Source organism: Streptococcus sp. 3613, from assembly GCF_013277375.1.
GTDB classification, from domain to species: Bacteria; Bacillota; Bacilli; order Lactobacillales; family Streptococcaceae; genus Streptococcus; species Streptococcus pseudopneumoniae.
Genome location: NZ_VMMV01000036.1, coordinates 1 through 18,579, shown reverse-complemented (window position 1 = coordinate 18,579; position 18,579 = coordinate 1). Strand labels below are relative to the sequence as shown.

At 40.9% G+C, this 18,579-nt stretch carries 14 protein-coding genes and 1 pseudogene; 13 read left to right on the top strand and 2 right to left on the bottom strand.

The genetic code is table 11. The features are described from left to right. Positions 1–18: 18 nt before the first annotated feature. Complete coding sequence (locus HT708_RS04260; RefSeq protein ID WP_138700381.1) at positions 19–1,464, bottom strand: UDP-N-acetylmuramoyl-L-alanyl-D-glutamate--L-lysine ligase; 1,446 nt, start codon at positions 1,462–1,464, stop codon at positions 19–21. Between the two features lie 105 nt (positions 1,465–1,569). On the opposite strand from HT708_RS04260, the gene HT708_RS04255 reads away from it, so the two are divergent. From HT708_RS04255 to greA, 13 genes and pseudogenes are all read left to right on the top strand, one after another. Then, positions 1,570–3,192, top strand: coding sequence for a polysaccharide biosynthesis protein (locus tag HT708_RS04255; RefSeq protein ID WP_138700380.1), 1,623 nt, complete (start codon positions 1,570–1,572; stop codon positions 3,190–3,192). A 205-nt stretch (positions 3,193–3,397) separates the two neighbouring features. Next, complete coding sequence (locus HT708_RS04250; protein WP_054393067.1) at positions 3,398–5,356, top strand: peptide ABC transporter substrate-binding protein; 1,959 nt, start codon at positions 3,398–3,400, stop codon at positions 5,354–5,356. A gap of 171 nt (positions 5,357–5,527) precedes the next feature. Next, positions 5,528–6,301: pseudogene (locus tag HT708_RS11750) on the top strand (ABC transporter ATP-binding protein); the annotation flags it as partial. A gap of 186 nt (positions 6,302–6,487) precedes the next feature. Next, positions 6,488–7,210: an ATP-binding cassette domain-containing protein gene (locus HT708_RS11745; RefSeq protein WP_025170631.1), complete on the top strand. Its 723-nt coding sequence runs from the start codon at positions 6,488–6,490 to the stop codon at positions 7,208–7,210. A 157-nt stretch (positions 7,211–7,367) separates the two neighbouring features. After that, positions 7,368–8,462 carry a cystathionine gamma-synthase gene (locus HT708_RS04240; protein ID WP_138706460.1) on the top strand — a complete coding sequence of 365 codons (1,095 nt, stop codon included), beginning with the start codon at positions 7,368–7,370 and terminating at the stop codon, positions 8,460–8,462. 7 nt (positions 8,463–8,469) lie between these two features. After that, positions 8,470–9,636 (top strand): MalY/PatB family protein, encoded by a 1,167-nt coding sequence (locus HT708_RS04235; protein ID WP_172926032.1) that lies wholly within the window; start codon positions 8,470–8,472, stop codon positions 9,634–9,636. 92 nt (positions 9,637–9,728) lie between these two features. After that, positions 9,729–12,827, top strand: a complete 3,099-nt coding sequence (locus HT708_RS04230; protein ID WP_172926031.1) for a DEAD/DEAH box helicase — start codon at positions 9,729–9,731, stop codon at positions 12,825–12,827. A gap of 47 nt (positions 12,828–12,874) precedes the next feature. Beyond that, positions 12,875–13,492: a hypothetical protein gene (locus tag HT708_RS04225; protein ID WP_000808213.1), complete on the top strand. Its 618-nt coding sequence runs from the start codon at positions 12,875–12,877 to the stop codon at positions 13,490–13,492. A gap of 10 nt (positions 13,493–13,502) precedes the next feature. Then, positions 13,503–14,837, top strand: coding sequence for a UDP-N-acetylmuramate--L-alanine ligase (gene murC / locus HT708_RS04220; RefSeq protein WP_100127802.1), 1,335 nt, complete (start codon positions 13,503–13,505; stop codon positions 14,835–14,837). Between the two features lie 9 nt (positions 14,838–14,846). Continuing rightward, positions 14,847–15,308 (top strand): GNAT family N-acetyltransferase, encoded by a 462-nt coding sequence (locus HT708_RS04215; protein WP_000405299.1) that lies wholly within the window; start codon positions 14,847–14,849, stop codon positions 15,306–15,308. After that, entirely contained in the window at positions 15,305–15,799 is a 495-nt protein-coding gene (locus HT708_RS04210) for a GNAT family N-acetyltransferase (protein ID WP_000702440.1), read from the top strand. Before HT708_RS04215 ends, HT708_RS04210 begins: the two co-directional genes overlap by 4 nt. Before the next feature lie 80 nt (positions 15,800–15,879). Continuing rightward, positions 15,880–17,481 (top strand): endolytic transglycosylase MltG, encoded by a 1,602-nt coding sequence (mltG, locus tag HT708_RS04205; protein ID WP_001291668.1) that lies wholly within the window; start codon positions 15,880–15,882, stop codon positions 17,479–17,481. A gap of 61 nt (positions 17,482–17,542) precedes the next feature. Further along, the gene (gene greA / locus HT708_RS04200; RefSeq protein WP_000818760.1) at positions 17,543–18,025 is read left to right on the top strand and encodes a transcription elongation factor GreA; all 483 of its coding nucleotides are present in this window, start codon (positions 17,543–17,545) and stop codon (positions 18,023–18,025) included. Positions 18,026–18,186: 161 nt separating this feature from the next. Here greA and HT708_RS04195 read toward each other — a convergent pair. Then, positions 18,187–18,579, bottom strand: a 393-nt coding sequence (locus HT708_RS04195) for an IS630 family transposase (RefSeq protein WP_172926030.1), incomplete at its 5' end; no start/stop codon positions are given.

Sequence of the window (18,579 nt, the reverse complement as noted above, 5' to 3'; positions counted from 1 at the left end):
TGATTTTTTTTACAATCCTTATAAATAATTTTCTGCTACGACTGCATCTCCAGGATAGGCTTCTTTTTTTCCTTGGACGATTTGGTAGCAATCAGCTCCCTTACCAGCAATAATAACTGCATCTAATTCGTGATTTGTGATAGCCATAGCTGCCTTGATGGCCTCTTGGCGATCCGCAATTTTTTCAACAGGATGATTGATGTAGCTACTGATTTCATCTGCAATGGCCATTGGGTCTTCATAGTTGGGGTCATCAGCAGTCAAAAAGACTTGAATCTCAGGATGTTGATTGAGGAGGAGGCCAAAGTTCTTACGACGACTTTCTCCCTTGTTTCCTGTTGAACCCAGAACCAAAGCAATCTTTCCAGTTTGATGAGTTTCAACCACATTGATGAGTTTTTTCAGACTATCCCCATTGTGGGCGTAGTCGATGAAGACCTTGGCGCCATTTTTCTGGGTGAGGACTTCCATACGACCAGGAACGCGGGTTGCAGCGATGCCTTTTTTGATGTCCTCAAGACTTGCTCCGAGACGGAGACAAGCAAGTCCAGCAGCAACTGCATTTTCTTGGTTGAAGTTGCCAATGAGTTGGATATCATAATCACCAGCGAGTTTACCCGTAGCTGAAAAGCTAAAGGCTTTGGAATTCTCGATTTGATTATTTGATTGGCTACCATAGAAATCATGGTCTTGATTTTCCACTTGTTCTTTCAAGACAGAAAAGTGGTCCATGTCACTGTTAACGATGACTGCTCGGCTATTTTCCATCAAGAGACGTTTGTGGTAGAAGTAGTCTTCAAAGCTAGGGTGTTCAATCGGGCCGATATGGTCTGGGCTGATATTGAGGAAAACTCCCACATCAAAGGTTAGACCATAGACACGTTTGACCAGATAGGCTTGACTGGAGACTTCCATGATGAGGTGGGTACGGTCATTTTGTACAGCTTGATGCATCATATCAAAGAGGTCAATACTCTCAGGAGTTGTCAATGCAGACTTAAAGAAAGTCTTGCCATCTAAAGTCGTATTCATGGTTGACAAGAGGGCGGTTGGGTGGCGTTGAGATAGGATGTTGTAAGCAAAGTAAGCTGCTGTTGTCTTACCCTTGGTTCCAGTAAAGGCAAGGAGTTTGAGTTTTTCCTGTGGATTTCCATAAAATTCCATAGCAATCAGACTCATAGCTTTCTTGATATCGCTGACGATAATGGCAGGAATACCAACCTCATAGTCCTTTTCAGCAACATACCAACCGAGTCCTTGAGAGATGGCAGAAAGCAGAAATACCTTCTTAAAGGCAGCACCCTTGACGAAAAAGAGGCTCTTTTCTTTGGCCTTGCGGCTGTCATAACAGATACTATCAAAAACAACTTCGCTGTAGTTGTAGTGATAATGTCCTTGGTCGATAATCTCACGGAAGAGACCATCTTTCTTTAAAATATCTAATATGGTTTCAATCTTTATCATACTTTCTATTGTAAACCGAAAGTCGCAAATTTACAAGTAACAAGGAAAAGTTTATAATGGAAGATAAGGAGTGTTTCCTAGTTATCAAAATTGAATGAGGAATCTATGTCGCACGAAAACAATCACCAGCAGGCCCAGATGTTACGGGGGACTGCTTGGCTAACGGCTAGTAACTTTATCAGTCGCCTGCTTGGGGCCATCTATATTATCCCTTGGTACATCTGGATGGGGTCTTATGCGGCTACGGCCAATGGTCTCTTTACCATGGGTTACAATATCTATGCTTGGTTCTTGCTGGTTTCAACAGCAGGTATTCCGGTTGCAGTGGCCAAGCAAGTTGCCAAGTACAATACCATGAGAGAAGAGGAGCATAGCTTTGCCCTGATTCGGAGCTTTTTAGGCTTTATGACAGGACTAGGCCTGGTTTTTGCTTTAGTTTTGTATCTCTTTGCTCCTTGGCTAGCAGACTTGTCTGGCGTGGGCAAAGACTTGATCCCAATCATGCAAAGCTTGGCTTGGGGAGTCTTGATTTTCCCGTCTATGAGTGTTATCCGAGGATTTTTCCAAGGGATGAATAATCTCAAACCTTATGCCATGAGCCAAATTGCTGAGCAGGTCATTCGTGTTATCTGGATGCTCCTAGCAACCTTTATCATTATGAAACTTGGTTCAGGAGATTACCTAGTAGCGGTTACCCAATCCACCTTTGCTGCCTTTGTCGGCATGGTAGCTAGTTTTGCAGTTTTGATTTATTTCCTTGCTCAAGAAGGCTTACTCAAAAGAGTCCTTGAAACAGGAGATAAGATTAACAGCAAGCATCTTTTGATCGATACCATTAAGGAAGCCATTCCTTTTATCTTGACAGGGTCTGCCATCCAGCTCTTCCAGATTTTGGACCAGCTGACCTTTATCAATAGTATGAGCTGGTTTACCAACTACAGCAATGAGGACTTGGTTATCATGTTTTCTTATTTCTCAGCCAATCCTAATAAAATCACGATGATTTTGATTTCTGTTGGGGTTTCTATTGGGAGTGTAGGCTTGCCACTTTTGACTGAAAACTATATCAAGGGAGACTTGAAGGCAGCTTCTCGTCTCGTTCAGGACAGTCTCACCCTACTCTTTATGTTTCTGCTACCAGCAACGGTTGGAGTGGTCATGGTAGGAGAACCTCTTTATACAGTCTTTTATGGCAAGCCAGATAGTTTGGCCATGGGCTTGTTTGTCTTTGCAGTTTTGCAGTCTATTATTTTAGGCTTGTACATGGTCTTGTCTCCAATGCTTCAGGCTATGTTCCGCAACCGTAAGGCCGTTCTCTATTTTATCTATGGTTCTATTGCCAAGCTGGTCTTGCAACTGCCTACCATCGCCCTTTTCCACAGTTATGGTCCCTTGATTTCAACAACCATCGCTCTTATCATTCCTAACGTCTTGATGTATCGGGATATTTGTAAAGTAACGGGTGTTAAGCGCAAGGTGATTGTGAAGCGAATCATTTTAATCAGTTTGCTGACCCTAGTCATGTTTCTGTTAATAGGAACCATCCAGTGGCTGTTAGAATTTTTCTTCCAACCAAGTGGACGTTTGTGGAGCTTCTTTTATGTAGCTCTTGTCGGTGCCATGGGGGGTGGACTCTACGGATTCATGAGTCTCTATACTCGTCTCTTAGATAAGGTTATTGGACAGGCCAAAGCTGCCCAGTTGCGAGCAAAATTTAAGTTTTCTTAAGATAGCATTTATAAATAAAAGGAATAAGTTGAACAATCTTTTAGGAGAACTTGAAACTTATTCTTTTTTTTAGCGTCAAAACAGCTAAAATTATCTTTTAAGAGTAGAAGATGAGGCCTTTTTCGATTTTTTTGGACAAAATCATTGACTAAACAAACTAAACGTTGTATAATAAAACAAATCTTTAAAGCAGGAGGTTCTGGAAATGAAAAAGTCTAAGAGCAAATATCTAACCTTGGCAGGTCTTGTCCTGGGTACAGGAGTTTTATTGAGCGCGTGCGGAAATTCTAGCACGGCGACAAAAACATACAACTATGTTTATTCAAGTGACCCATCTAGCTTGAACTATCTAGCAGAGAACCGCGCAGCAACATCCGATATTGTTGCAAATTTGGTAGACGGGTTATTAGAAAATGACCAATATGGGAATATTATTCCATCATTAGCAGAGGATTGGACTGTTTCTCAGGACGGTTTGACCTATACCTACAAACTTCGCAAGGATGCCAAGTGGTTTACTTCTGAGGGAGAAGAATATGCGCCTGTAACTGCCCAGGATTTTGTGACAGGTTTGCAATATGCAGCTGATAAAAAATCAGAAGCCTTGTATCTAGTGCAGGACTCTGTTGCTGGTTTGGATGACTATATCACTGGTAAAACAAGCGACTTTTCAACTGTTGGTGTCAAGGCACTTGATGACCAAACGGTTCAATATACTTTGGTTAAACCAGAACTTTACTGGAATTCAAAAACACTCGCAACGATACTTTTTCCTGTTAATGCAGATTTCTTGAAATCAAAAGGGGATGATTTTGGGAAGGCGGATCCATCTAGTATTTTGTACAATGGACCTTTCTTGATGAAAGCACTTGTCTCAAAATCTGCTATTGAATATAAGAAAAACCCTAATTACTGGGATGCTAAGAATGTCTTTGTAGACGATGTGAAATTGACCTACTATGATGGTAGCGACCAAGAATCACTGGAACGTAATTTTACAGCTGGTGCTTATACTACGGCTCGTCTTTTTCCTAACAGCTCCAGCTATGAAGGGATTAAAGAAAAATACAAAAACAATATCATCTATAGTATGCAAAATTCAACTTCATATTTCTTTAATTTTAACCTAGATAGGAAGTCTTACAATTATACTTCTAAAACAAGTGACATTGAAAAGAAATCGACTCAGGAAGCAGTTCTCAATAAAAACTTCCGTCAGGCTATCAATTTTGCTTTTGACAGAACATCTTATGGGGCTCAGTCTGAAGGGAAAGAAGGTGCAACAAAGATTTTGCGTAACCTAGTGGTTCCTCCAAACTTTGTCAGTATCAAGGGAAAAGACTTTGGTGAAGTTGTAGCCTCTAAGATGGTCAACTATGGTAAGGAATGGCAAGGTATCAACTTTGCGGATGGTCAAGACCCTTACTACAATCCTGAGAAAGCCAAGGCTAAGTTTGCGGAAGCTAAGAAAGAACTCGAAGCAAAGGGTGTTCAATTCCCAATCCACTTGGATAAGACTGTGGAAGTAACAGATAAAGTGGGCATACAAGGAGTTAGTTCTATCAAACAATCAATTGAATCTGTTTTAGGTTCTGATAATGTAGTGATTGACATTCAGCAATTAACATCAGATGAGTTTGACAGTTCAGGCTACTTTGCTCAAACAGCTGCTCAGAAAGATTATGATTTATATCATGGCGGTTGGGGACCTGATTATCAAGACCCGTCAACCTATCTCGATATTTTTAATACTAATAGTGGAGGATTTCTGCAAAATCTTGGACTAGAGCCTGGTGAGGCCAATGACAAGGCTAAGGCAGTTGGACTGGATGTCTATACTCAAATGTTGGAAGAAGCTAATAAAGAGCAAGATCCAGCCAAACGTTATGAGAAATATGCTGATATTCAAGCTTGGTTGATTGATAGTTCTTTAGTTCTTCCAAGTGTTTCGCGTGGGGGAACACCATCATTGAGAAGAACCGTACCATTTGCTGGTGCCTATGGTTTAACCGGTACAAAAGGGGTTGAATCATATAAATACCTCAAAGTACAAGATAAGATTGTCACAACAGACGAATATGCAAAAGCCAGAGAAAAATGGTTGAAAGAAAAAGAAGAATCCAATAAAAAAGCCCAAGAAGAATTGGCAAAACATGTCAAATAAAATCTAATTGTAGATAAGTTTGTGTAAGAAGTCTTTGTGCTTAAAAACGCATAATATCAGGTATATAAAATCCTAGATGTTATGCGTTTTGTTATAGGAAGATTTATTAGATTTTATCCTCAAATTGAGTTATTCCTGACTTTATCCGTTGAAATATTATAAGGAGTATTTATGAAATTAAAATTATTAAGAGTAGATACTAAGGTGATTATGGGGAGTTTCTTCCTTGTTCTGTCTAGTCTACTTGCTTTGTTGCTTCCCCTTATCTTAAAGGGTTTAATAGATGGGAGTTCTATTGAAAATATAGGTTCCAAAGTATTTCAATCGTTTTTGATTTTTATTGGTCAAGCCTTGTTTTCTTCTATTGGTTACTATCTGTTTAGTCAATCGGGTGAAAAAAAGATAGCAAAAATCAGGAAAAAAGTGATAGAGGGGTTGATTTATGCAGAGAAATCCTTCTTTGATAAGAGCCAAAGTGGGGAGTTGACTTCTGCCATTGTCAATGACACGAGTGTCATTCGTGAGTTTTTAATTACGACTTTCCCAAATATTATTTTGAGTTTAGTTATGGTACTTGGTTCCATCATAGTCTTATTTAGTCTTGATTGGAATCTTTCTCTACTTTTATTCATCACTCTTCCTTGTATGATGTTTATTATCTTGCCCCTTTCCAATATCAGTGAAAAGTATAGTCGTCGTTTACAGGAGGAAATCGGATTTTTAACAGGGCAATTGACTGAAAAGATTCAAGAACATGAATTAATTAAGACTAACCAAGCAGAGAAAAGTGTACAGGATGTTTTGGATAATTGTATTGAAAGGGTACAAAACAATTCACTGAAATCAGATAGGATTACTTCTTTTGAGACCCCGTTTGCTCTCTTATTTATCTTTGCGACTATAGCTGTGATGCTAACCTATGGGGGTTATCGGGTCAGCGCAGGATATATATCTGTGGGAACCTTGGTTTCGTTTTTGATTTACCTCTTTCAATTACTTAATCCTATTAGTAATATAGCTAATTTTGTAACTGTTTATTCTAGGAGTAAGGGATCTTCAGTTGCACTGGAGAACTTGCTTGCAGTTCCTAAAGAAAAATTTGAGGGAGGAAAATCGGTATCAGGACAAGGGTTGAATTTTAACCATGTCTATTTTGGTTATGATGAAAATCGACCTGTCTTAAAGGATATTACTTTCTCCATTTTCAAGGGGCAAAAAATTGCTTTTGTTGGACCATCTGGATCAGGAAAATCAACGATTGTGCGTTTGTTAGAGCGGTTTTATAAACCGCTTTCAGGAGATATTCTAATGGAGCAATCAAGTATATATGATTTTAACTTAAAAGAATGGAGAAGTAAAATCGCTTGGGTTTCACAAAATAATGCAGTCTTATCTGGCAGTATTCGTGACAATCTTTGTCTCGGTTTGAATCGCTTAGTAACTGATGATGAATTGATGAAAGTGCTAGACTTAGTATCACTAGGTGATGAGATTCGCTCCATGAAAGAGGGACTAGATACTGAGGTTGGTGAACGCGGACGACTCTTGTCAGGGGGACAAAGCCAAAGACTTCAAATAGCTAGAGCCTACTTAAAAGATGCTGAAATTCTTATATTTGATGAAGCCACTGCTAATCTTGATGCGGATTCTGAGTATGCGATTATCAGTAGCCTCTATTCTGTACTAAAGGAGAAGACGGTTGTGATTATAGCGCATCGTTTGTCAACGGTAAAAGATGTGGATTGTATTTTCTTCTTAGAGGAGGGGAAAATCACTGGCTCAGGAACTCATAAGGAACTACTGGAAAATCATGAGCGTTATGCTCGTTTTGTGCAGGAGCAAATGATAGAGTGAAGGTGTCTTTTGAGATTCACCATTTTATAGTCTATTAAAGGGAGCAGGAAAAACTCCCTTTTTATATAGTTTAAAACTATAACTAGCTCTTGAAAAGAAGAAAATGAGTTGATGAAAATAAGTGGTACAATAGTTACTATAGATTTGGAGGTATTGTATGAGCAAGGAATTACACATTAACACAATTTTGGCCCAGGCGGGTATCAAGTCAGATGAAGCGACAGGAGCTTTGGTGACACCGCTTCATTTTTCAACGACCTATCAGCATCCAGAGTTTGGTCGATCTACTGGGTTTGACTATACGCGCACTAAAAATCCAACTCGTAGTAAGGCTGAGGAAGTCTTGGCGGCTATTGAGTCAGCAGACTATGCCCTAGCGACTAGCTCAGGGATGTCAGCTATTGTACTGGCCTTTAGCGTCTTTCCAGTAGGAAGTAAGGTCTTGGCAGTGCGTGATCTTTACGGTGGTTCTTTTCGCTGGTTTAACCAAGTGGAGCAGGAAGGTCATTTTCATTTTACCTATGCCAATACAGAAAAAGAGTTGATTGCCGAGTTAGAAAAGGATGTGGATGTTCTCTATATCGAAACCCCAACCAATCCCTTAATGTTGGAATTTGATATCGAAAAACTAGCAAAATTGGCTCATGCTAAGGGTGCCAAAGTGGTGGTGGACAATACCTTCTACAGCCCTATCTACCAACGTCCGATTGAAGATGGAGCAGATATGGTTCTCCATTCAGCAACCAAGTATCTAGCAGGCCACAATGATGTCTTGGCTGGAGTGGTTGTGACCAATAGTTTAGAACTATACGAGAAGCTTTTCTACAATCTCAATACGACAGGAGCAGTCTTGTCGCCATTTGACAGTTATCAATTGATTCGTGGTCTCAAGACCTTGTCTCTTCGTATGGAGCGTTCAACAGCTAACGCCCAAGAAGTGGTTGCCTTTTTGAAGGATTCTCCAGCAGTTAAGGAAGTTCTCTACACTGGTCGTGGAGGCATGATTTCCTTTAAAGTAGCCGATGAAACACGCATTCCTCATATTTTGAACAGTCTCAAGGTCTTCTCTTTTGCGGAAAGTTTGGGTGGAGTGGAAAGTCTTATTACTTATCCAACGACTCAAACTCATGCTGATATTCCAGCAGAAGTACGCCATTCTTATGGTTTGACAGATGACCTCTTGCGCTTGTCAATTGGGATTGAGGATGCTAGAGATTTGATTGCAGATTTGCGCCAAGCCTTGGAAGGATAAGACAAAGATGGGAAAATATGATTTTACAAGCCTGCCAAACCGTTTAGGGCATCATACCTTTAAATGGAAAGAAGCAGAAACGGATAGTGAAGTCCTACCAGCTTGGATAGCGGATATGGACTTTGTAGTCTTGCCTGAAATCCGCCAAGCCGTGCAAACTTATGCGGATCAACTGGTTTATGGCTATACCTATGCCAGTGAAGAGTTAATTAAGGAAGTTCAAAAGTGGGAAGCCACACAACACGGTTACCACTTTGACAAAGAGGCTCTTGTCTTTATCGAGGGTGTGGTACCAGCCATCTCAATAGCTATTCAAGCCTTTACAAAAGAAGGCGAAGCGGTTCTGATTAACACACCTGTCTATCCACCCTTTGCTCGCAGTGTCAAGTTGAACAACCGTAGATTGATTACTAATTCCTTAGTGGAAAAGGATGGTCTGTTTGAGATTGACTTTGACCAACTTGAAAAGGATTTGGTGGAAGAGGAGGTTAAACTCTATATTCTTTGCAATCCTCACAATCCTGGTGGACGTGTTTGGGAAAAAGAAGTGTTGGAGAAGATTGGCCAACTCTGCCAAAAACACGGTGTTTTCTTGGTTTCAGATGAGATTCACCAAGATTTGACCCTCTTTGGTCACAAACACCAGTCTTTCAATACTGTCAATCCTGATTTTAAAGAATTTGCGATTGTCTTGAGCAGTGCCACTAAAACCTTTAACATCGCTGGAACAAAAAATTCCTATGCAGTTATTGAAAATCCTAAGTTGCGACTGGCTTTCCAAAAACGCCAGTTGGCCAATAATCAGCATGAAATTTCAGGCTTGGGTTATTTGGCGACAGAAGCTGCCTATCGCTATGGGAAGGATTGGTTAGAGGAACTCAAGCAAGTCTTTGAAGACCACATCAATTATGTGGTGGATTTATTTGGAAAAGAGACTAAAATCAAGGTCATGAAACCGCAAGGTACCTACTTGATTTGGCTTGACTTTTCAGCCTATGACCTGACTGATGAAACATTGCAAGAGTTGTTGAGAAATGAATCCAAGGTTATCCTCAACCGTGGTTTGGATTTTGGAGAGGAAGGAAGTCTCCATGCTCGCATCAATATAGCTATGCCCAAATCTCTGTTGCAAGAAGTCTGTCAGCGGATTGTGGCTACTTTTGCCAAACGTTAAAAATCCAGTCTTCTAGGAGAAAAGTCTTCCTAGAAGGCTATTTTCATAGGCGAAAATATGGTATAATAAAAAGATAAGGTAAAGGTGAAAATATGGCTAAATTGATTCCGGGGAAAGTCCGTATCGAAGGTGTTGCCCTTTATGAAACTGGTAAGGTTGATATCATCAAGGAAAAGAACAATCGGCTCTATGCTCGCGTTGCAGAAGAAGAACTGCGCTATAGTTTAGAGGATGATTTGGTTTTTTGTGCCTGTAATTTTTTTCAAAAGAGGGGCTACTGTGTGCATTTGGCAGCGCTAGAGCATTTTCTGAAAAATGATGAGCGTGGTCAGGAAATCTTGTGGAGTCTGGAAGAAGGTCATGAAGAAAAAGAGGCCGTTGAAACCAAGGTGACCTTGGGTGGCAAGTTTTTGGATCGAATTTTATCTCCAAAATCAGAATGCGCCTATGAGTTATCAGCTGTGGGTCAGGTGGAAGCAGGAACCAATCATATCTTGTGGACTCTGAGAATCGGCCAAATCAATAGCCAAAAATACTATGTCATTCGAGATATTCCACTTTTCTTAAGGATTGTCGAGCAGAGAAAGTCTTATATGATTGGCAAAACTTATGAGGAATCCTTGTCTTGGGAAGCCTTTGATGAGGCTAGTCAAGAACTTCTGACTTTCTTGCGTGGACTGATGGAGGAAGGACAGGCTCCAGACCTCTTTTTCCAAAACCAAGGTCGGCATCTCTTTTTTCCTCTGACCTTTTTTGAGCAGGGTGTGAATTTACTGGTGACCTTGCCTCATTTTCAATTTGACCATCAAGTGGATAGCTATCAGGTTCTACTTTTTCAGGATATGCATGCTGATGCCAATCTATTTGCCTTTACAGTAACAGAATACTCGGATTATTTTGAAATGGAAATCAGAGAGAGTCCAAGAGTTAATGCCTTTTATCAGGGAGCTGTGCTGTTCCATAAAGGACAGGTTTATTTTCAAACAGACCAGCAGATGCGTCTTCTCAAGGAAATCAAAGCGTTGCCTTTGGATCAACATGGGAAAAAATACCTGCAATTTGATAGCAGTGACCGAGACAAATTGGCCTCCTGTCTGACTCTTTTTATCCAGATGGGCCCCGTTTCAGCTCCAGAACGTCTACAAATCAAAACTTTTGCGCCCTCTTTTTACTTTGACAGGGAAGAAGATAATCGGATTCGTTTAGAAATTCAGTTTGATTATGGAAATAGACAGGTATCTAGCCGACAAGAGCTAGAAGAATTACCATTTTCAAGTGACGCGGACTTAGAAGAAAGAATTTTCCAAGTCTGTTTGGCTGCGGGCTTTGAAGCCGATTTTCAATCTTGGCGTCAGGCCCTAAAAGCAGAGTCTGTCTATCATTTCTTCCACGAAATCATTCCAGTCTTTGAAAAACTCGGGAATGTTGACCTATCAGACAAGTTAGAAGAACTCTATAACCTAGCAAGCCCTCAAGTGCAGATTGCTTCCAAGGGAGGTCTCTTGGAAATCCAATTTGATTTTCAAGATATTGCCCAAGAGGAAATTGATCAAGCCATGCAGGCCTTGGTTGCCAATCAAGATTTTTACATTGATTCGTCCAATCGAGTCTACTTTTTCGATGAAGAAACCAAGAAAATTCGCCAAAATCTACAGGAACTGGGGCAGTTTGAATTAAAAGATGGGACCTTGCAGGCTCGGAAATCCTTGGCCTACAGTTTAGCTCATCTCTTTGAAGGGCGAGACCGTGTTTCTTTTTCACAAGAATTCCAGAATCTGGCTCACGACTTGACGCATCCAGAGGACTTCCCTAGACAAGCAACTCAGGTTCAGGCCGATTTGCGAGATTATCAGGAAAAGGGAATCGGCTGGCTGCAAATGCTCCATCACTATGGTTTTGGTGGAATTTTGGCTGATGATATGGGACTTGGTAAAACCCTGCAGACTATTGCTTTTTTGACCAGTCAAGTGACAAAAGAAAGTCGGGTCTTGATTTTAGCACCGTCAGGTTTGATTTACAACTGGGCAGATGAATTTCAGAAGTTTGCCCCACAGTTGGATGTGGCTGTTGTTCATGGTTTGAAAGCTAGTCGTGAAGAGATTCTTGCTGATAGCCATCAAATCTATGTGACGAGCTATGCTACCTTCCGTCAGGACAGTGAGCTTTATCAGGGGATGGCCTTTGACTTCCTTTTCTTAGATGAGGCTCAGGTCATGAAAAACGCCCAGACCAAGATTGCTCAGACTTTGAGACAATTTGTGGTGCCGTCTGTCTTTGCCTTGTCAGGAACTCCGATTGAAAACCATCTGGGTGAGTTGTGGTCTATTTTCCAAATCGTCATGCCAGGACTTTTGCCAAGCAAGAAAGAATTTATGAAATTACCAGCTGAGCGCGTTGCTCAGTTTATCAAGCCTTTCGTGATGAGGCGCAAGAAAGAAGAAGTGCTGACTGAATTGCCAGATTTGATTGAAGTAGTTTATAAGAATGAACTGGAAGACCAGCAAAAGGCTATCTACCTAGCCCAGTTGCAACAGATGAGAGATAGATTGGCTCAAGTGTCAGATCAGGAATTTCAGCGAAGTCGTGTGGAAATCTTGTCTGGTCTGATGCGCTTGCGCCAAATCTGTGACACTCCTGCCCTCTTTATGGAAGATTATCAGGGAGCCAGTGGCAAACTGGATAGTCTCCGAGACCTGCTGGTACAGGTGGCAGACGGCGGACACCGTGTCTTGATTTTCTCGCAGTTCAAGGGAATGTTGGAGAAAATTGAACAAGAACTGCCAGACTTGGGCTTGACTTCCTTTAAAATTACGGGTTCAACCCCAGCCAAGGAAAGACAAGACATGACCAAGGCCTTTAACCAAGGGGAAAGAGATGCCTTTCTGATTTCCCTCAAGGCTGGTGGTGTCGGTCTGAACCTGACAGGTGCTGATACGGTTATCTTGGTCGATCTTTGGTGGAATCCTGCTGTTGAGGCGCAAGCCATTGGCCGTGCCCATCGGATGGGTCAGGAAGAAACGGTTGAGGTCTATCGCTTGGTGACCAAGGGAACCATTGAAGAAAAAATTCAGGAACTCCAAGAACAAAAGAAACATCTGGTGTCACAAGTATTGGACGGCACAGAGTCACGTGGCAGTCTCACCCTAGCAGAAATTAGAGAAATTTTGGGAATTTCTGAAGCCAGCACTTGAAAAATCAAGACAATACGCTATAATGAAGTGTTGAAAGGAAATAGAAAATGAAACAAGAACGATTTCCATTGGTGTCAGATGACGAGGTCATGCTGACTGAAATGCCAGTCATGAACTTGTACGATGAGTCTGATCTGATCAGTAATATCAAGGGTGAGTATCGGGATAAAAATTATTTAGAATGGGCTCCTATTGCTGAAGAAAAACCAGCAAAACCGCTTGAAAAGCAAGTAGAGAAACCTAAAAAGGCTCCTTTAGGGGTAAAAAAAGAAGGAAAGAGCTATGCGGAGGTGGCGCGTGAAGAAGCGCGTGCAGACTTGAAAAAGAAACGCTCTGCTAACTATCTAACTCAGGATTTCAGCCGTGCGAGACGTCATTCTAAATCAGGCCTTCTTAGACAGGGCAACCAACCGACAACTCCTTTCCAAAAGGAAAATCCTGGTGAATTTGTCAGATATAGCCAAAAATTGACCCAGTCTCATTATATCTTAGCGGAGGAAGTTCATTCTATCCCTACCAAGAATGAAGAAGTGTCAGCACCTGCTCCAAAGAAAAACAACTATGATTTTCTAAAGAAGAGCCAAATCTACAATAAAAAAAGTAAACAAACAGAACAAGAACGTCGGGTTGCCCAAGAGTTGAATCTGACCAGAATTACAGAATAGGGGAGAAAACATGCCAAAGACATATCATTTTATCGGGATTAAGGGATCAGGGATGAGTGCCTTGGCCTTGATGTTGCACCAAATGGGGCATAAGGTACAGGGTTCAGATGTTGAAAAGTACTACTTTACTCAACGAGGTCTTGAGCAGGCAGGAATTACCATTCTTCCTTTTGATGAAAAGAATCTAGACGGTGATATGGAAATTATCGCTGGAAATGCCTTTCGTCCAGATAACAACGTCGAAATTGCCTATGCAGACCAAAATGGTATCAGCTACAAACGTTACCATGAGTTCCTAGGAAGCTTTATGCGTGACTTTGTTAGCATGGGAGTAGCAGGAGCACATGGAAAAACTTCAACGACAGGTATGTTGTCTCATGTCTTGTCTCACATCACAGATACCAGCTTCTTGATTGGGGATGGGACAGGTCGTGGTTCGGCCAATGCCAAATATTTTGTCTTTGAATCTGACGAATATGAGCGCCATTTCATGCCTTACCACCCAGAATACTCTATTATCACCAACATTGACTTTGACCATCCAGACTATTTCACAAGTCTAGAGGATGTTTTCAATGCCTTTAACGACTATGCCAAACAAATTACCAAGGGTCTTTTTGTCTATGGTGAAGATGCAGAATTGCGTAAAATTACGTCTGATGCACCAATTTATTATTATGGTTTTGAAGTAGAAGGCAATGATTTTGTAGCTAGTGATCTTCTTCGTTCAACAACTGGTTCAACCTTCACTGTTCATTTCCGTGGACAAGAATTGGGTCAATTCCACATCCCAACCTTTGGTCGTCACAATATCATGAATGCGACAACCGTTATTGGTCTTCTTTACACAGCAGGATTTGATTTGAACTTGGTGCGTGAGCACTTGAAAACATTTGCTGGTGTTAAGCGTCGTTTCACTGAGAAAATTGTCAATGATACAGTGATTATCGATGACTTTGCTCACCATCCAACAGAAATTATTGCGACCTTGGATGCGGCTCGTCAAAAATACCCAAGCAAGGAAATTGTAGCAGTCTTCCAACCGCATACCTTTACAAGAACCATTGCCTTGTTAGATGACTTTGCCCACGCTTTAAACCAAGCAGATGCTGTTTACCTAGCGCAAATTTATGGGTCAGCTCGTGAGGTAGACCATGGAGATGTCAAGGTAGAAGACCTAGCTAATAAAATCAACAAGAAACACCAAGTGATCACTGTTGAAAATGTTTCACCACTCCTTGACCATGACAATGCTGTCTATGTCTTTATGGGAGCAGGAGATATCCAAACCTATGAATATTCATTTGAACGACTCTTGTCTAACTTGACAAGCAATGTTCAATAGGTTATTCTCATGGAAATTCCAATTAAGATCATTCAGGCAAGTCAGTCTGATTTGGCTGAGATAGAGGCACTTCAAACTTCGTCTTTTCCGGCTGAAAAGCAGCAACCTTCCCATATCTTAGAAGAAAGTATCCGTAAGTGTGCGGATACCTTTCTTCTAGCTAGGGATGAAAACCAACTTTTAGGCTATATTCTATCAAGTCCCCAGTCAGACAATCCGCAATGTCTAAAAGTAGATTCTTTAGTCATTGAGTCTGACCATCAGAGACAAGGATTGGGAACACTTCTTCTTGCGGCTTTGAAAGAGGTGGCAGTTGAGCTGGATTACAAAGGGATTCGTTTGAAGAGTCCTGATGAGCTGCTTTCCTATTTTGAAATGAGCGGTTTTATTGATGAAGAAACTTCCCTTTATGAAACTAGCCAGGGTTTTAGTATGATTTGGTTTAATCCCTATTATCTGGAGGTACAATGAAGATCAGACAAGCAAGATTAGAAGATTTAGAACGTATCGTTGAGATTGAACTAGAAAATTTCTCGGTAGAAGAAGCTATTCCTCGATCTGTTTTTGAATCGCATTTGCGAGAAATTCAGACCTCTTTTCTGGTTGCGGAAAAAGTAGGTAGAATCATGGGGTACATAGAAGGGCCAGTTGGACCACACCGCCATCTGCAAGACCAGTCCTTTACAGAAGAAATAAAAGACTATAGTCATGAGCCTGGTGGTTATATCTCTGTGACCTGTCTTTCTATTGCCAAAGAAGCACAGGGCCTCGGACTTGGACAAAAATTACTAATAGCCTTGAAAGAAGTTGCTCTTGAAGATAAGAGAGATGGCATTAACCTAACCTGTCATGACTATCTCATCGCCTACTATGAAAAGCACGGATTTGTCAATGAAGGCTTGTCCCAGTCAACCTTTGCAGGGGAAACCTGGTATGATATGGTTTGGGAAACGAAAAAATAAGCTAGGAAAAGTATCATAGGTTGCTTTTCTTGGACTTTTAAGATATAATATTATGGATTGTCAACAAGGAGGAAAAACTTTTGAGTGAAAAGTCAAGAGAAGAAGAGAAATTAAGCTTTAAAGAGCAGATTCTGAGAGATTTAGAAAAAGTAAAAGGCTATGATGAAGTTCTGAAAGAAGATAAGGCAGTAGTTCGCACTCCTGCAAATGAACCTTCAGCTGAAGAACTCATGGCTGATTCCTTGTCAACGGTAGAGGAGATTATGAGAAAAGCTCCTACCGTGCCTACTCACCCAAGTCAAGATGTACCTTCTTCTCCAGCGGAAGAAAGTGGTTCAAGACCAGGACCAGGTCCAGGTCCTGTTAGACCTAAGAAATTTGAAAGAGAATACAATGAAACCCCAACAAGGGTAGCTGTTTCCTATAAGACGGCAGAGAAAAAAGCAGAACAAGCAGGTCCAGAAACACCTACGCCTGCTACAGAAACAGTGGATATCATCAGCGATACACCACGTCGTAGCCGTAGAGAAGGAGCAAAACCCGTTAAGTCTAAGAAAGAGAAGAAGTCACATGTGAAAGCTTTTGTGATTTCATTCCTTGTATTCCTTGCCTTGCTCTCAGCAGGTGGTTACTTTGGTTACCAGTACGTGCTAGATTCTTTGTTACCTATCGATGCTAATTCTAAGAAATATGTGACGGTTGGAATTCCAGAAGGTTCAAACGTTCAAGAAATCGGTACGACGCTTGAAAAAGCTGGTTTGGTAAAGCATGGTCTGATTTTTAGCTTTTATGCCAAGTATAAAAATTATACCGACTTGAAAGCGGGTTACTACAATTTGCAAAAGAGTATGAGTACAGAAGACTTACTCAAAGAGTTGCAAAAAGGTGGAACAGATGAACCGCAAGAACCTGTACTTGCGACTTTGACAATTCCAGAAGGTTATACCTTGGATCAGATTGCACAAGCTGTGGGTCAATTGGAAGGTGACTTCAAAGAGTCTTTGACAGCGGAGGCTTTCTTGGCAAAAGTTCAAGATGAGACGTTTATCAGTCAAGCAGTAGCCAAATATCCTACTTTATTGGAAAGTTTGCCTGCAAAAGATAGTGGTGCGCGTTATCGTTTGGAAGGATACCTTTTCCCAGCTACTTATTCTATCAAGGAAAGCACAACTGTTGAGAGCTTGATTGATGAGATGTTAGCTGCTATGGATAAGAACCTATCTCCTTACTATAGTACTATCAAATCTAAAAACTTGACTGTCAATGAGTTGTTGACCATTGCTTCCTTGGTCGAAAAAGAAGGTGCCAAGACAGAAGATCGTAAGCTCATTGCAGGTGTATTCTACAATCGTTTGAATCGTGATATGCCACTTCAAAGTAATATTGCAATCTTGTATGCCCAAGGAAAACTGGGGCAAAATATCAGCTTAGCTGAGGATGTTGCGATTGATACCAACATTGATTCACCTTATAATGTTTATAAAAATGTAGGTCTCATGCCTGGTCCAGTCGATAGTCCAAGTCTGGATGCGATTGAGTCAAGCATCAATCAAACTAAGAGCGATAACCTCTACTTTGTAGCAGATGTCACAGAAGGCAAGGTCTACTATGCTAATAATCAAGAAGACCACGATCGCAATGTCGCTGAACATGTCAACAGCAAATTAAACCAAACAAACTAAAATTATGTGATACTTCACATAATTTTCTTTAGAAAATATTATTAGAAGAAAGTTGAGAAAAATGGCAGAAAAAACATATCCTATGACCCTTGAGGAAAAGGAAAAACTTGAAAAAGAATTAGAAGAATTGAAATTGGTTCGTCGACCAGAAGTGGTAGAACGCATTAAGATTGCCCGTTCATACGGTGACCTTTCAGAAAACAGTGAGTACGAAGCAGCTAAGGATGAACAAGCCTTTGTCGAAGGACAAATCTCTAGCTTAGAAACAAAAATCCGCTATGCTGAAATCGTCAATAGCGACGCAGTTGCCCAGGACGAAGTAGCGATTGGTAAAACAGTCACCATCCAAGAAATTGGTGAGGACGAAGAAGAAGTTTATATTATCGTAGGTTCAGCGGGTGCGGATGCCTTTGCAGGTAAAGTTTCAAATGAAAGCCCAATTGGACAAGCCTTGATTGGCAAGAAAACAGGTGATACAGCAACCATTGAAACGCCTGTTGGTAGCTATGATGTAAAAATCTTGAAGGTTGAAAAAACAGCCTAAAAACAGAAAAAGGAGTGGGGAGGCGATGTACTTCACTCACTCCTTTTTCCATTTTGCTACTCTTCGAAAATCTCTTCAAACCACGTCAGCGTCGCCTTGCCGTATATATGGTTACTGACTTCGTCAGTTCTATCTACAACCTCAAAACCATGTTTTAATACTCATCTACTTTCAAAAAGCATTCTAGTCCATCTCCGATTAACGATGGACGTTATCACCTCCTTCTCCAGTCCTTGTATAACATCTTGAAGTTGATTCATGACATCTTCCAAAGTTCGAAAGGCTTTATTCTTAAATCCACGTTTACGAATCTCTTTCCACACTTGTTCAATGGGGTTCATCTCTGGTGTGTATGGAGGAATAAAGGTAAAGCCAATATTAGTCGGAATCTTTAAGGTACTTGATTTATGCCATATGGCATTGTCCATAACGAGTAAAAGATAATCATCTGGATAAGCTTGTGAAAGCTCTTCTAAAAAGGCGTTCATCCACTCAGTATGACATCCACCAGCGATTAAGAAAAATGATTCGCCTGTATGGGCATCAACAGCTCC